The following is a 14,721-nucleotide window of genomic DNA, read 5'->3' as shown; positions in this document are numbered from 1 at the left end:
ATGGAAAAAGGAGTAATTTTAGAAGAATTCTTTTATGGGGAGAAAAAACATGTATAAAATATTAATTGTAGAAGACGATGAAAAAATCGCGGGAATATTAGAGGAGCATTTACAAAGGTATGGCTATCAGTCAATTAGAGCAAGTGATTTACGTCATATTAAAGATGAGTTTGTGAAAGTGAATCCACATCTCGTATTACTAGATATTAATTTGCCGTATTTTGATGGTTTCTATTGGTGTCGTCAAATTCGAAGTGTATCGAATGCGCCGATTATTTTTGTTTCTGCAAGAACAGGGGAAATGGATCAAGTAATGGCAATTGAAAATGGTGGAGATGATTACATTACGAAGCCGTTCCATTTAGATATCGTAATGGCAAAGGTGAAAAGTGCACTTCGACGTGGATATGGTGAGTATGCTTCTGCGGCAGAAAGTGATTGTTTAGGTGTTAATGGATTGTTGTTATTTCCGTCCCAACATGTGGTTGAGTGGCAAGGACAACAAACAGAACTAACTAAAAATGAATTTTACTTGTTAGAGTGTTTAATGAAACAGGCGAATCAATATGTAACGCGCGAAGAACTGTTAGAAGCTTTATGGGACGAAGTAGCATTTGTTGATGATAATACATTAACCGTAAATGTGAAACGTGTAAGAAAGAAGCTAGAGGAGCTAGGCATTAAAAATGCAATTGTTACAAAAAGAGGATACGGTTATGCGCTTCTTACAGAGTGGGGCGAAGGGCATGAAGGTTAAAAATTACCTCATAGACCGATTTTCTTTACTTCTTTCTTATATTGTTAGTCTTTGTTTATTCGGGCTCGTATTGCAGTTGCAAAATCTTTTAGAAAAAAGATCAATTGATTGGAGTACGTGGTTATATGGACTTTTATTAGGGACAGTTGTGTTTACTGTATACCTCATTTACGATTACCGAAAACGGAGTGTGTTTTTAAAGAGAATCGAAAAATATGTTGCTAGTGGGAATACATTACATGACTCGTTACTTATTGATACTTCTTATACGTCAGAGCAAGAGATGGTTGTGGAATCATTTACGCTATTAAGGCAGCAATATATGAATGAAATTCATAAACAACATGCGAAAGAGCAACAGCAAATGATATTTATGAACCAATGGATTCATCAAATGAAAACACCAGTATCTGTTATTGAATTAGTATTGCAGAAGTTTGGTAAAGAGCATCGTGAAGCGAGAGAAACAGTTGAAAGTATTCGTGAAGAAAATAACCGCATACTAAATGGTTTAGATTTAGCGTTACATATGGCAAGGCTAGAGCAGTTTGCGAAAGATTATAAGGTAGAAGTAGTAAATGTGATAGATGTCATTCGAGGTATTATTAATGAAAATAGAAAGTCTTTCATTCAATCTTCTGTATTTCCGAAAGTGATGTTTGAAGAAGATGCGTGTATGGTTGCATCGGATAGAAAATGGCTGAGTATTGCGATCGGTCAAATTGTTGTAAATGCAATTAAGTATACAAAAATTTCAGAAGCAGAGAAAAAAGAAATTCAATTTCAAATTGAAGAGAAAGATCAAAAGGTGTTATTACATATTAAAGATAATGGAATCGGTATTCCAAAGCAAGATATAAAGCGTATATTTGATCCATTCTTTACGGGAACAAACGGCCGTAAAACGAGAGAAGCGACTGGCATGGGTTTATATATTACGAAGGAAATTTGCGATAATTTACATCATGGAATGTACGTCCAATCGGCTGAAGGGGAAGGAACAACATTTACGTTTCAATTTGCAAAAGATGAAGAATATCATACATTAATGAGAAAAATGACAAAACTGTAAGATAACAAAACGTTTTGTAAGGGAAATCACTCGTTTCTTTTTCTTATTTTTCTTATAGTAAATGTAAGAAGAAAACACATAGGGGGATTAGAAATGAGTGTTCTTGAAGTAAAAGGGTTAACAAAGGTATATCAATCAAAAGGTTCAGTAGCGACGACTGCTTTAAATGATATAAATTTTAAAATTGAAGAAGGCGAATTTGTAGGAATTATGGGTCCTTCAGGAAGCGGAAAAACAACACTCTTAAATTTATTAGCGACAATTGATAAACAAACTTCAGGCCATGTGCTTGTAAATGGAGAAGAAATTAATCAAATGCGTGCTGCGAAATTAGCGGAGTTTCGCCGTACACATTTAGGATTCATCTTCCAAGATTTTAACTTACTTGATACGTTATCGATTAAAGAAAATATTATTTTACCGCTTGTCATGGCGAAGAAATCTGTAAATGAAATCGATGCGAAAGTGCTTGAGATCGCAAAATTTTTAAATATCGAAGAAATATTAAATAAAAAAGTATACGAAGTATCAGGCGGACAACAACAACGTGCAGCAGCAGCACGAGCAATCATTCATGAACCGACATTAATTTTAGCAGATGAGCCAACTGGAAATTTAGATTCTAAGTCGGCGAAATCATTAATGGGAGCGCTGCAAGACTTGCATGAACAAAAGAAAGTGACAATTGCAATGGTAACGCATGATCCAGTAGCGGCGAGTTATTGCGAACGTATTCTCTTCATTCGCGACGGAGAAATTTTCTCGGAAATTCATAAAGGAAGAACGAAACAAGCCTTTTTCCAAGAAATCCTAGACGTACTTGCGATGTTAGGAGGAGAATATCATGAACTTTCGCCAGCTCGCGCTTAATAACGTAAAAGGAAATTGGCGTAATTATAAAGCGTTCCTTATAAGTAGCTGTTTATCGATTGTCGTATTTTTCATGTATGCTTCCTTCATTTATCATCCAGATGTCGTAAGCGGTAATATTAGTATGAGGGATATGATTTCAAAAGGGTTAGAATCGATGAATTATATTGTAGTCATTTTCTCAGCACTCTTTATTTTATATGCAAATTCAACATTTTTACGAGCAAGGAAAAAAGAATTTGGTCTATTAACATTAATAGGTGGAACAAAATCTCAACTTGGCCGAATGATTATATTAGAACAACTTATGTTAGGTAGTATTGCCATTGTAGTAGGTATTGGGCTTGGCATGCTTTGTTCAAAATTATTTTTCCAAGCATTAAGTGTAATATTGAAAATAGATAAAACACTGCCACTCGTATGGAATAGTAAAGCAGTTTTGATTACAGCGGGTGTATACTTTATTCTATTTTTGATCCTATCATTGTTTAGCGTTTGGACAGTAGGGCGCTTGCAAATTATTGATTTATTAAGAGAAGCGAGAAAACAAAAAGTAGAACCTTTTGCATTTACATGGTTATGTGTAGTTGGTATAGGATGTATTATTGTTGCATATGTACTTAGCTTCCAAGTGACATTTATGAATTTTATCATTCTGTTTTTACCGATTGTAGGGTTGACGATAGGCGGAACTTATTTACTATTTACACAAGGTAGTACAGTCGTATTAAAGGCGTTACAAAAACGAAAACAATCTTTTTATACATATCCAAATATGTTCGTACTTAGCAATCTTGTTTATAAAATGAAAGATAATGCTCGTTTTCTATTTGTAATTTCTATCATTACGGCCGTTGTATCTTCAGCAGTTGGTACACTGTACGTATTTTTTGAGGATATGAGTTATAAGGCAGTAACTAGTACCCCGCATGCTATTTCGTATGAGGAAAAAGGCATTCATACGCATAATGTCATCAAAGAAGGAAAAACAAAAGAATTAATAAAAAAACACGGGTTTGAAGATGCGCGAGAAGTAACGTACGTAAAACTTCCTGGAACTCAAAAAATCACGATGTTTAACAGTGAACATGAAGTGCCAATGGCGATTGTTTCAGAAAAAGAATATAACGCTGAAGTACGTAAACAAAAGAGAGAGCAAGTTAGAGAAGTTCATAATGCACCAGGTAGTGCAACGATGGTCATAATGGATATGGCGAACGATATGATGAAGATAGATCTTTCAAAACCGTATGAAATTAAAATTAACGGACAAACGCAGTCTGTTCAACTGAATAAGCCAACTTCATTTTCTGTTTTTAATGATAGTGAATATCTCATTGTGAATGATCAAGATTTTGAGAAATACGCAAAACTCGTACCAGATGAAGAAAAGACGAAATATTATGGTTATTATATAGAAGACTGGAAAAGTACAGAAGACCTTGTGTTAGATTTGAAAAAGGAAATTGCACCAGATAAGCAAGCGGAATTAAATAACTCGGTGCTCAATTATAAAAATATAAGGGAATCAGGAGCAATTACGATGTTTATCGGTTTCTTTGTAGCTGTACTGTTCTTCTTCTTCGCTTGTAGTATGACATACTTTAAATGGTTTAACGATAAAGAACAAGATCGTATTCAATTTAAATCATTAAAGAGAATCGGTATGACAGATAAAGAAATTCGTAAAATTGCAATTCGACAAATGGGCGTTATCTTCTTTATCCCAATTTTGATCGGTGCCATTCATAGTGGGTTTGCTCTTCATACGTTAGGGAAAATGCTTTATCTCGATTTATGGAAATCAGGTGCGATTGTAATTGGAGCATACGTTATAGCTTCTGCGATTTACTTTATAATCGCGCAAAGAGGATATTTGAAACACGTGAAAAGCTAGAGAAACCTCTAGCTTTTTACCTATGTAGTAAGTTATAGGGGGACGATAGATGAACACTCGGCAACTAGCGCTGCAAAATATAAAAGGAAATTGGCGTAATTATAAAGTATTTTTCTTAAGTAGTTGTTTTGCGATATTTGCGTCTTTTGCATACATGTCTGTCATTGTACATCCGTATATGCAGGAGACGATGTGGTATCAAAACGTACGCTGGGGACTTATTATATGTAATGTTATAATCATTTCTTTTTTCGTCATATTTATTTTGTACTCTACTTCTATTTTCATAGAAGCGCGTAAGAAAGAATTAGGGTTATATATGTTAATGGGAGCAACGAAATCTAACGTAATAGGAGTGATTATGACCGAGCAAATATTGATTGGGATTTTTGCTAATATTTTCGGTATAGGGATTGGCATGATCTTTTTGAAACTCTTTTTTATGGTGTTTGGCATGCTAATGCGTCTTCCAAAAGAACTCCCTGTCATATTTGACGTGAAAGCGATTGGGGTAACGTTTATTACATATATGGTTGTTTTTATTCTGTTATCTTTTATAAGTGCTTTACGTATATGGAATATAAAAATCATTCGGTTATTGAAAGAATTTCGAACGGATAAAAAAGAGAAGAAAACATCAATGTGGCTTTGTATATTTGGCTTTATTTGTTTAGGGACAGGATATGCGTTAGCGCTACAAGTGACAATGGAAACGATCGGATTATATTTTTTCCCTGTGTCTATACTTGTCTTTTTCGGAACGTACTTTTCTTTTACACACGGTACAATCCAATTGTTAGAAATGATTAAACGAAATAAAAAGATTATGTATACATATCCGTATTTATTTATAGTGAATCAATTGTCACATCGAATGAAGGAAAATGGTCGCTTTTTCTTTATGCTTTCTATGGCAACGACATTTGTAGTTACGGCAACAGGTACGGTGTTCTTATATTTTTCTAGCATGCAAGATATGTGGCGAGATGGGGGCGCACACTCATTTTCATACATAGAAAAAGGTGTTTCTACCCATGAAGTCTTTGAGGAAGGTACGGTTGAACAATTACTGCATCAATATGGATATGATGATTTTCAATCTATGAGTTTTGTTGGAGTGTATGCATCTTTTCAGTCCAACAAGGGAGAAACAGAAGTAGCGCCGCTCATTAAAGAAAGTGAATACAATCAGGAGGCAAGAAAACAAAAACAGAAAACGTATCATCCTAAAAAAGGAACGGTTACACTTGTTTATTATAGTAAATACAATCATTCGAATATATATAATCAAAAAGAGATTCAATTACAAGTAATGAATCAAACGTATCCATTCGTATTTAACGGTCAGAAAGAAGGGGTGCAATTTAACTATCACCTCTCGCACATTAACGGTTTGTTTTTCGTTATGAATGATGAAGATTTTGACAGTATAGCAAATAAGGTTCCGGATTCTGGAAAAATGATGTATAGAGGATACACATTACCAAATATTGAAAATACGAAAAAATTAAATGAAGCTTTACGGAAACATATGAAACAAGATGATAATAACGCATTTCGAAGTAATATGGAGTTATATGTGAATATGAAAGAGTTTGGCGATATTACTTTATTTGTAGGTTCATTCATTAGTATATTATTCTTTCTTACTTCATGTAGTATCGTATATTTTAAATGGTTTCATAATATTGCATCCGATCGAAAGCAGTACGGGGCACTTTCTAAACTTGGAATGACGAAGGAAGAAGTGTGGAAGGTTTCTCGCTGGCAATTGTGTATGCTATTTTTTGCGCCAATTATAGTAGGGAGTATGCATAGTGCAGTTGCTTTATATACGTTTCATAATACAATCTTTATGGATGGTTCATTAAGAAAAGTAGCTTTGTTTATTCTGTTTTATATCGCCGCATGCATCATGTATTTCTTCTTCGCTCAAAGAGAATATAAGAAACATTTAGACTAGCACATGCTAGTCTTTTTTAAATATTCGAAATTTACATAGAAGAATATAAAAAAGTATGGTATAACAGTAAGAAAACGAAAAAGAGGGGAAAAGACGATGATTCGAGTAGGATATTTAGGACCAGAAGCAACATTTACAAATATGGCGGTGAGTCGTTTTTTTCCGGAAGCAGAGCATGTACCGTATCGAACGATTCCAGATTGTATAGATGCAGCTGCAAATGAAAATGTAGATTTCGCAGTTGTACCGTTAGAAAATGCGATTGAGGGTTCAGTAAACATAACGGTCGATTATCTCGTACATGAACAGCCGCTTTCCATTGTAGGAGAAATTACAGTACCGATTCAGCAGCATTTACTTGTACATCCCCAGTATGCAGAAGTGTGGGAAGAAGTATATGCAGTACATTCTCATCCGCATGCTATTGCACAATGTCATAAGTTTTTAAATGAACAATTAAAAGGGGTAACCGTTCGAGATATGACATCAACAAGTGCCGCTGCACAATATGTGAAAGAACATCCTGAAGAAAAAATCGCCGCTATTGCAAACGAAGCAGCAGCAGAAAAATACGGATTAGCAATTGTAAGAAGTGGTATTCATACGCATAAAAACAATCATACACGTTTCCTCGTTCTGCATAAGAAAAAGAAAGCGGTACTCCCAAATAACGGAGAAAATCGCGGAGAGAAAACGACGCTTATGATAACGTTACCCGCGGATTATGCAGGAGCGCTATATCAAGTGTTATCAGCTTTCGCATGGAGAAAATTAAACTTATCCAAAATCGAATCGCGTCCGATGAAAACAGGTCTTGGAAATTACTTTTTCTTAATCGATGTCGATAAAGCATACGATGACGTATTATTGCCAGGCGTAACGATGGAACTTGAAGCACTTGGTTTTTCTGTTACGGTGCTGGGGAGTTATTCTTCTTATTGGTTGTAAGAGATGAGGAGCTGTCTATTCTATCGAAGCAACAGAAACAATTGTGCTAGATTAATAAAATCCCACCTGCAGAAGGTGGGATTTTTTATTTTAACTTCGCAAGACGATCCTCTAACTGATCACGCCAAATATCAGCTAGTTCTGGGATAGCAAGAATCTTCTCGATGCCATCTTTATCTTTTCTATTATGGAAATAGATTTCATTAGAGAAAAGAACAGAAATATTGTTTGGATGACGCTCTAGTAATGTAATTTTAGAATCTTTACGCACGATACCTTCTTGAAGAACGCGGCATAAGTAGCCAGTAAATCCGGTTGCTACAATGCGCGGCAGTATGCCAGGGATGCCAAGACGTTTTGAAATCGTGCTACAAGGTACTCTTGCTTGTGTTACTTGAATGATTGCTTCGCCTAGTTGATATGTATCTCCGATGCAAACATCACGCTCTAACATATTTGTTACGGTAATGTTTTCGCCAAATGTGGAAGCTGGAAGTGTTGTTTGGAATTCCTCTTCCCATAGTGCGTAATGCTCGTGTGGGTACACACAAACTGCACGATCAGGTCCACCGTGATGTTTTAAATCCGCTACATCATCACCAAGGAAGCCGTCTTTTGAGAGAAAAGCTTCTTCCGTAGAATCTTTACATATACCTGTTATCATTTCTTTATCTTCGCCATATTTCATTTGTTTCGGTTTGCCAATGCTAAAGTGAACGAGTTCAATTCCCATATGTAATCTCCTTTATAATTGATTACAATATTATAGCATTAAAAAAGCACAGAGAATTATAAAAACTCTGTGCTTTACATTAATAAACGAGAAATCCTGCTTTATCTAAAGCCTCGCAAGCAGCATCTAACTTTTCTTTTGAATCTGCTTCAATTGTATGTAAGTGAATACCATCTGTAAGTTGCGAAAGATAGGAAGCATTTGTGTTTTCGATTTTTTGTAAATATTGCTCTACATCAAAGCGATTACTTACCATAATGGATGCTGTTAAGTCACCGTATACAGGATGTTCAACTTTTACGTCTTTAATCGTAACGCCGTGATCAACGAGCATTGTAAGTTCTTGACGTACTTCTGCTGGTTTATGTTGGCATACAATTACCCGTTCGAAAGTCTGTTGTTTCTCTTGTGGTTTTAAATATAAATAGCCTTGAGCAGTTGCAATAATTGGTTCGTTTCTTGCTTTAAGTAAGGAAATATCTTGCACGATAACTTGTCTACTTACGTTCGTCTTTTTCGATAGTTCATTCCCTGATAACGGTTCGTTTGCAGCAAGAAGCCATTGCAGGATAAGTTGTCGTCTTTCTTCACCTAAAATCTTTTTTTGTTCATTTTGTTTCATTATGATTTAACACCTCTATAAAATTGATTTCCAATTGTGTGTAGTGCATGAATAGTAGTATCAATTTGATCTTTCGTTGTTTGCTGTCCGAAAGAGAAGCGGACATATTGTTTTGCCTCTTCATACGTTTTTCCAATTGCAAGCATTGTTTTCGAAGGGTCTTGTTTGCCGACTTGGCATGCACTGCCAGTGGAAATGGCAATACCGCGGCGATTACATTCTAGCATAGTATATTGACCTTCTATTCCTTTTATTGTAACCCCAATAATATGTGGTAAACAAGAAGTAGAATGACCTTCTACTTCAATTTCTAGCGGAAGTGTTCGTAATTGTTCTAAAAAGTAGGTCCGTAACGCTTTAAAACGTAAATTCTCTTCCATATGATTTTTTAATATATTCTCAGCTGCTGTTAAAAAAGAGGCAATTCCAGGAACGTTCACTGTACCAGGGCGAAATCCTTTTTCGTGAGAAGTACCTGGGAATATTTGTTTCCAGCGAACTTGCGGATTTATATAGCAAGCGCCGACACCTTTTGGCCCGTATATTTTATGTGCTGAAACAGACAGACTATCAATCCCCATCTCAAAAACATGGATAGGGAGTTTGCCAAATGTTTGCACACAATCTGTATGAAATAAAACATTATATTTTTTTAAAAGTAGCCCAATCTCTGCTATGTTTTGAACGGTTCCGATTTCAGAGTTTCCGTGCTGTATACTTGCTAGAACAGTATCTTCTGTAATAGCTGCTTCTACATCTACTAAACGAATGAGTCCACCTTTATCAACAGGAATTTCCGTAATCGTATAACCTTGTGATGCTAAAGACTGAAAATAACTTCGAATGGATGCATGCTCCATAGGTGTCGTAATAATGTGTTTTCCACTTCTAGCATTTAGAAGTGATTGAATCGCAAGATAGTTAGATTCTGAACCGCCGCTTGTAAAAAATACTCCTTGTTCTTTTCCTCCAATCATTTCTGCAAATGTTTTTCTGCAAACTTGTAATAAAGAAGAGGCTGTCCCTCCGATATCATGTAAACTTTGTTCATTCCCAAAGTATTGTGTTGCTGCTTTCGTATATGTTTGTAACGCTTCCGCGCTCATAGGTGTAGTTGCCGCGTAGTCGAGATATATCATCATGTAAGGTCCTCTCTCTAGTAAGAGTTACATTTCTTGTATTTTTTAAATGGTAGTGAAAATAAGAATTATAAAAAAACTCTTGTCATTATTTTAAAACTATGTAAATATAGGTGTCAAGACAGTTGAAAAGTGTAAAGTAGGAGGCAACGAATATGCCAAGTGCAGATGTCTTAATTATTGGAAGTGGCGTTGCGGCACTTCGTGTTGCAAAAGAGATTTGTCACGAAAAGAATGTGATTATTATCACAAAGGGTACAGAACGTAATAATAATACACATTTAGCCCAAGGTGGAATTGCGGCAGCTGTTGCTACATATGATGATCCTCATGATCATTTTGAAGATACGCTAGTAGCAGGGTGTCATTATAACAAGGAAGAAGTCGTCCGTTATTTAGTCGAGGAAGGGCCGAAAGAAATAAATAATCTCATTGAAAACGGAATGGAATTTGATGGAGATGAAACGGGTCCTCATCTTGGAAAAGAAGGCGCACATCGAAAGCGTCGTATTTTACATGCAGGTGGCGATGCAACAGGAAAGAATTTATTAGAGCATTTCATACAAGAAGTAGCTCCGTACGTTACAGTAGTGGAACAGGAAATGGTGCTCGATTTTATTATAGAAAATGATAAATGTGTTGGAGTTCTAACGCGAAATAGTGAAGGAGAACTGAAGCGTTACGATGCAGATTATACGGTGTTAGCAACAGGAGGAATTGGTGGTTTATACGCTTTTACTTCTAATGACGAAACAATCACAGGCGATGGACTTGCGATGGTGTACCGCGCGGGTGGGGAGCTCGTAGATTTAGAGTTTATACAATTTCATCCGACGATGTTATACGCGGGCGGGCGGTGCCCCGGCCTCATTTCTGAAGCTGTTCGCGGAGAAGGAGCTGTCCTTATAAATGGAAAAGGACAGCGTTTTATGATGGGTGTACATCCTGAACAGGATCTAGCACCGCGCGATGTAGTGGCAAGGGCTATTCATGAACAGTTACTTGCGGGTGAAAAGGTGTACTTAAATATCGAAATGATTCAAAACTTTGAACAACGTTTTCCGACCGTGTCATCAATATGTAAAACGAATGGTGTCGATATAAATAAAAAACTTATTCCAGTCGTGCCCGGTGCACATTTTCATATGGGCGGCGTGAAAACGAACTGTGATGGAGAAACATCCATTCCTAACTTATACGCAGTTGGTGAAGTAGCTTGTAATGGTGTTCACGGCGCAAATAGGTTAGCGAGTAACTCATTGTTAGAAGGCCTTGTATTTGGGAAAAGAATCGGACAACATATTTTATCTAGAATTGCAAAAGAAAGAATGAAGGGTCTAACAGAGAAGGAAGACAAATTTATCGTTCTGAAGCATTTGCCGGCGAAAGAAGAAATACAAGAATGCATGATGAAATATGTTGGGATTGTACGAACAGAGCAAAGTTTATCTTATGCACAGAGATGGCTTAGTAAGTACGGTGTTCAAAATATGATATTACAATATGATGCTCTTACAAATGAAGAGATAACGCTTATTAATATGTTAACAGTTTGTGAGCTTATAGTTGTATCAGCTCTGCAAAGAGAAGAAAGTATTGGCGGTCATTACCGAAGTGATTACCTAGATAGAAATACACGGAAGAAAGAGATCGTTCGAGTGAAAAGAAAACTACAACTTGTGTAATGAGGGGAAGAGGGGCTTTATGAATACGATAAAAGTTAAAGAAGCATTAAATCGATTTTTTCTAGAAGATATAGGAGAAAGAGATGTAACATCTCAGCTTATTTTTCCGGACAATTTACTTTCAAAAGGAACGTTTCTTGCGAAGGATACAGGGGTCTTTGCGGGACGTTTAGTAATTGAAGAAGGGTTTAAATTAATTGATGAGAGAATTAAAGTGGAGCTTCATAAAAAAGATGGAAATCTTGTAGAAAAAGGCGAAATAATCGCAACTGTCCAAGGCCCAATCGCATCGTTATTAACGGCAGAGCGCGTTATATTAAACGTTATTCAGCGTATGAGCGGGATAGCGACGATGACGCATAAAGCTGTTCTTGCGTTAGATAGCAGTCATACTCGTATTTGTGATACGCGAAAAACAATGCCAGGACTACGTATGTTTGATAAGTATGCAGTTGTATGTGGCGGCGGATTTAATCACCGTTTCGGTTTATATGACGGTGTCATGATTAAAGACAATCATATTGCTTTTGCTGGTTCTATTACGAAAGCCGTTACATCAGTGAAAGAAAAATTAGGGCATATGGTGAAAGTGGAAGTGGAGACAGAAACAGAGGAGCAAGTGAGAGAAGCTGTAGCTGCTGGTGCGGATATTATTATGTTTGATAACCGTACGCCAGATGAGATTCGAGAGTTTTCAAAGATTGTTCCAAGTGCCATCGTTACAGAAGCTTCAGGAGGCATTACAATTGAAGATTTATCGAAATACGGAAAAACAGGGGTAGATTATATTTCACTTGGAGCGTTAACACATTCAGTGAAAGCACTTGATATTAGTTTCAATATTGAGGCGTAAGGAAAGTGGCTTAGAGGGGGAGAAAGAAATATGAGTATTTTAGAAAAAGTGCAACCGATTGAAACGATGTTACCTGAGCGTTATTACACGATGTCAACAGAAGATATGGAAAAGCGTGTTCGTGAAATTAAAGAAAAAATGGGGAGAACATTATTTATTCCAGGGCACCATTACCAAAAGGATGAAGTGGTACAATTTTCAGATGCAGCAGGAGATTCGCTGCAGCTTGCACAAGTTGCAGCAAGTAATAAAGAGGCGAAATATATTGTATTTTGTGGCGTTCATTTTATGGCAGAAACAGCAGATATGTTAACGACAGATGAACAAGTTGTCATCTTACCAGATATGCGTGCAGGTTGTTCGATGGCAGATATGGCAGATATTGAACAAACAGAAAGAGCATGGAAAGAGCTCACGAAATTATTTGGAGATACGATGATTCCGTTAACGTATGTAAACTCTACGGCTGCAATTAAGGCATTTTGTGGCCGTAATGGCGGAGCGACAGTAACTTCTTCTAATGCTAAACAAATGGTATCTTGGGCTTTTACACAAAAAGAGCGTCTTGTCTTTTTACCGGATCAACATTTAGGAAGAAATACAGCGTACGACTTAGGTATCCCATTAGATAAAATGGCAGTATGGGACCCGCATACAGATTCATTAGAGTACGATGGAGATATAGAAGAAATTCAAGTGATTTTATGGAAAGGTCATTGTTCTGTTCATCAAAACTTTACAGTGAAAAACATTGAGAATGTACGAAAAAATCATCCGAATATGAATATTATTGTACATCCGGAATGTTGTTACGAAGTTGTAGCAGCTTCAGATTATGCGGGCTCGACGAAATATATTATTGATATGATTGAATCGGCTCCATCTGGAAGTAAGTGGGCAATCGGTACAGAAATGAATTTGGTGAACCGAATTATTCAGCAACATCCAGATAAAGAAATCGTTTCACTTAATCCCTTTATGTGTCCGTGTTTAACGATGAACCGAATTGACTTACCACATTTATTATGGGCACTTGAAACGATAGAAAGAGGAGAAGAAATTAACGTTATTAGCGTAGATAAACAAGTGACCGAAGAAGCGGTTCTTGCATTAAATCGTATGTTAGAGCGTGTGTGAAGCAGCGGGATTCCCGTTGCTTTTTTTCATACATATAATCATAACGGGAACGAAATGGGCATACATTGTTTTGAAGAAATCATTGTGATTTTTTTATGTTTATTCCACTTCTAATGATATGAAAAATCGAAGAAGTGATACAAGTAAAAAGAAGTTAACGTTATTTAGAAAGGGTTACTTCATGAGATTTGTTACTTATAGATAAGTTATACAGGAGGGGGAAAATTTGAAAATTCATATCGTGCAAAAAGGGGATACCCTTTGGAAAATTGCGAAAAAGTACGGAGTGGATTTTGACACGTTGAAAAAAACAAATACACAACTTAGTAATCCAGATTTAATCATGCCAGGTATGAAAATTAAAGTACCATCAAACAGCGTTCACGTGAAACAACATGCTGGAGTAGGTTCAGCACCTCCAAAACAATACGTAAAAGAAGTGCAACAAAAAGAATTTGCAGCAACACCAACTCCGCTTGGAATAGAAGATGAGGAAGAAGTTACGTATCAATCAGCGCCAATTACACAAGCGCCTGCTATGCAACAAACACAAAAAGAAGTGCAAGTAAAACCCCAGAAGGAAATGCAAGTGAAGCCGCAAAAAGAAGTACAGGTAAAACCGCAAAAAGAACAGCCAATTCAAAAAGAACAGCCAATTCAAAAAGAACAGCCAATTCAAAAAGAAAAACCAATTGAAAAACCGTCTGTCATTCAAAAACCACCTGTTATAGAAAAACAAAAACCAGCGGAAAAAGAAAACACGAAGTTTTCGGTAAATGTATTACCACAGCCACCGCAGCCACCAATAAAACAGAAAAAAGAATATAAAATTTCAGACGTCATTAAAAAAGGAAGCGAGTTAATTGCTCCGCAAATTACGAAAATGAAACCTAATAACATCATTTCTCCGCAAACGAAAAAAGATAACATCGTGTCACCGCAAGTGAAGAAAGAAAATATAGGAAATATAGTGTCACCGCAAGTGAAGAAAGAAAATATAGGAAATATAGTATCACCGCAAGTGAAGAAAGAAAATATAGGAAAT

12 protein-coding genes and 1 pseudogene are annotated in these 14,721 nt (G+C 36.4%); 10 read left to right on the top strand and 3 right to left on the bottom strand.

Annotation, left to right across the window (positions count from 1 at the left end; genetic code table 11):
- The first annotated feature begins 49 nt into the window (after positions 1-49).
- The 6 genes from BAQ48_RS26135 to pheA all read left to right on the top strand — a co-directional run bounded on the left by BAQ48_RS26135 (position 50) and on the right by pheA (position 7,507).
- The gene (locus tag BAQ48_RS26135; protein WP_071713315.1) at positions 50-757 is read left to right on the top strand and encodes a response regulator transcription factor; all 708 of its coding nucleotides are present in this window, start codon (positions 50-52) and stop codon (positions 755-757) included.
- On the top strand, positions 747-1,829 hold the full coding sequence (locus BAQ48_RS26130; protein ID WP_071713314.1) for a HAMP domain-containing histidine kinase: 1,083 nt from the start codon (positions 747-749) through the stop codon (positions 1,827-1,829). Before BAQ48_RS26135 ends, BAQ48_RS26130 begins: the two co-directional genes overlap by 11 nt.
- Before the next feature lie 93 nt (positions 1,830-1,922).
- Positions 1,923-2,699: an ABC transporter ATP-binding protein gene (locus tag BAQ48_RS26125; protein ID WP_000114529.1), complete on the top strand. Its 777-nt coding sequence runs from the start codon at positions 1,923-1,925 to the stop codon at positions 2,697-2,699.
- Positions 2,674-4,596, top strand: a complete 1,923-nt coding sequence (locus BAQ48_RS26120; protein WP_071713313.1) for an ABC transporter permease — start codon at positions 2,674-2,676, stop codon at positions 4,594-4,596. Before BAQ48_RS26125 ends, BAQ48_RS26120 begins: the two co-directional genes overlap by 26 nt.
- 49 nt (positions 4,597-4,645) lie before the next feature.
- Positions 4,646-6,559, top strand: coding sequence for an ABC transporter permease (locus BAQ48_RS26115; protein WP_071713312.1), 1,914 nt, complete (start codon positions 4,646-4,648; stop codon positions 6,557-6,559).
- A gap of 96 nt (positions 6,560-6,655) precedes the next feature.
- Positions 6,656-7,507 carry a prephenate dehydratase gene (gene pheA, locus BAQ48_RS26110; protein ID WP_071713311.1) on the top strand — a complete coding sequence of 284 codons (852 nt, stop codon included), beginning with the start codon at positions 6,656-6,658 and terminating at the stop codon, positions 7,505-7,507.
- An 85-nt stretch (positions 7,508-7,592) separates the two neighbouring features.
- On the opposite strand, the gene BAQ48_RS26105 is transcribed toward pheA, so the two are convergent.
- From BAQ48_RS26105 to BAQ48_RS26095, 3 genes are all read right to left on the bottom strand, one after another.
- Positions 7,593-8,240: an MOSC domain-containing protein gene (locus BAQ48_RS26105; protein WP_071713310.1), complete on the bottom strand. Its 648-nt coding sequence runs from the start codon at positions 8,238-8,240 to the stop codon at positions 7,593-7,595.
- A gap of 79 nt (positions 8,241-8,319) precedes the next feature.
- Positions 8,320-8,862 (bottom strand): transcription repressor NadR, encoded by a 543-nt coding sequence (locus BAQ48_RS26100; RefSeq protein ID WP_000812275.1) that lies wholly within the window; start codon positions 8,860-8,862, stop codon positions 8,320-8,322.
- Positions 8,862-10,004, bottom strand: coding sequence for an IscS subfamily cysteine desulfurase (locus BAQ48_RS26095; RefSeq protein ID WP_071713309.1), 1,143 nt, complete (start codon positions 10,002-10,004; stop codon positions 8,862-8,864). Before BAQ48_RS26095 ends, BAQ48_RS26100 begins: the two co-directional genes overlap by 1 nt.
- Positions 10,005-10,156: 152 nt before the next feature.
- Between BAQ48_RS26095 and nadB the strand changes: the two genes are divergently transcribed.
- The 4 genes and pseudogenes from nadB to exsA all read left to right on the top strand — a co-directional run.
- Positions 10,157-11,686, top strand: a complete 1,530-nt coding sequence (nadB, locus tag BAQ48_RS26090; protein WP_071713308.1) for an L-aspartate oxidase — start codon at positions 10,157-10,159, stop codon at positions 11,684-11,686.
- Positions 11,687-11,705: 19 nt separating this feature from the next.
- Positions 11,706-12,539 (top strand): carboxylating nicotinate-nucleotide diphosphorylase, encoded by an 834-nt coding sequence (gene nadC, locus BAQ48_RS26085; protein WP_071713307.1) that lies wholly within the window; start codon positions 11,706-11,708, stop codon positions 12,537-12,539.
- 30 nt (positions 12,540-12,569) lie between these two features.
- Entirely contained in the window at positions 12,570-13,676 is a 1,107-nt protein-coding gene (nadA, locus tag BAQ48_RS26080) for a quinolinate synthase NadA (RefSeq protein WP_071713306.1), read from the top strand.
- 226 nt (positions 13,677-13,902) lie between these two features.
- A pseudogene (exsA, locus tag BAQ48_RS26075) lies at positions 13,903-14,721 on the top strand (spore coat assembly protein ExsA); the annotation flags it as partial.

It is taken from the genome of Bacillus luti, assembly GCF_001884105.1.
GTDB lineage: Bacteria > Bacillota > Bacilli > Bacillales > Bacillaceae_G > Bacillus_A > Bacillus_A luti.
The sequence above is the reverse complement of the archived record's forward strand: the minus strand, read 5'-3'. Positions and strand labels throughout refer to the sequence as shown.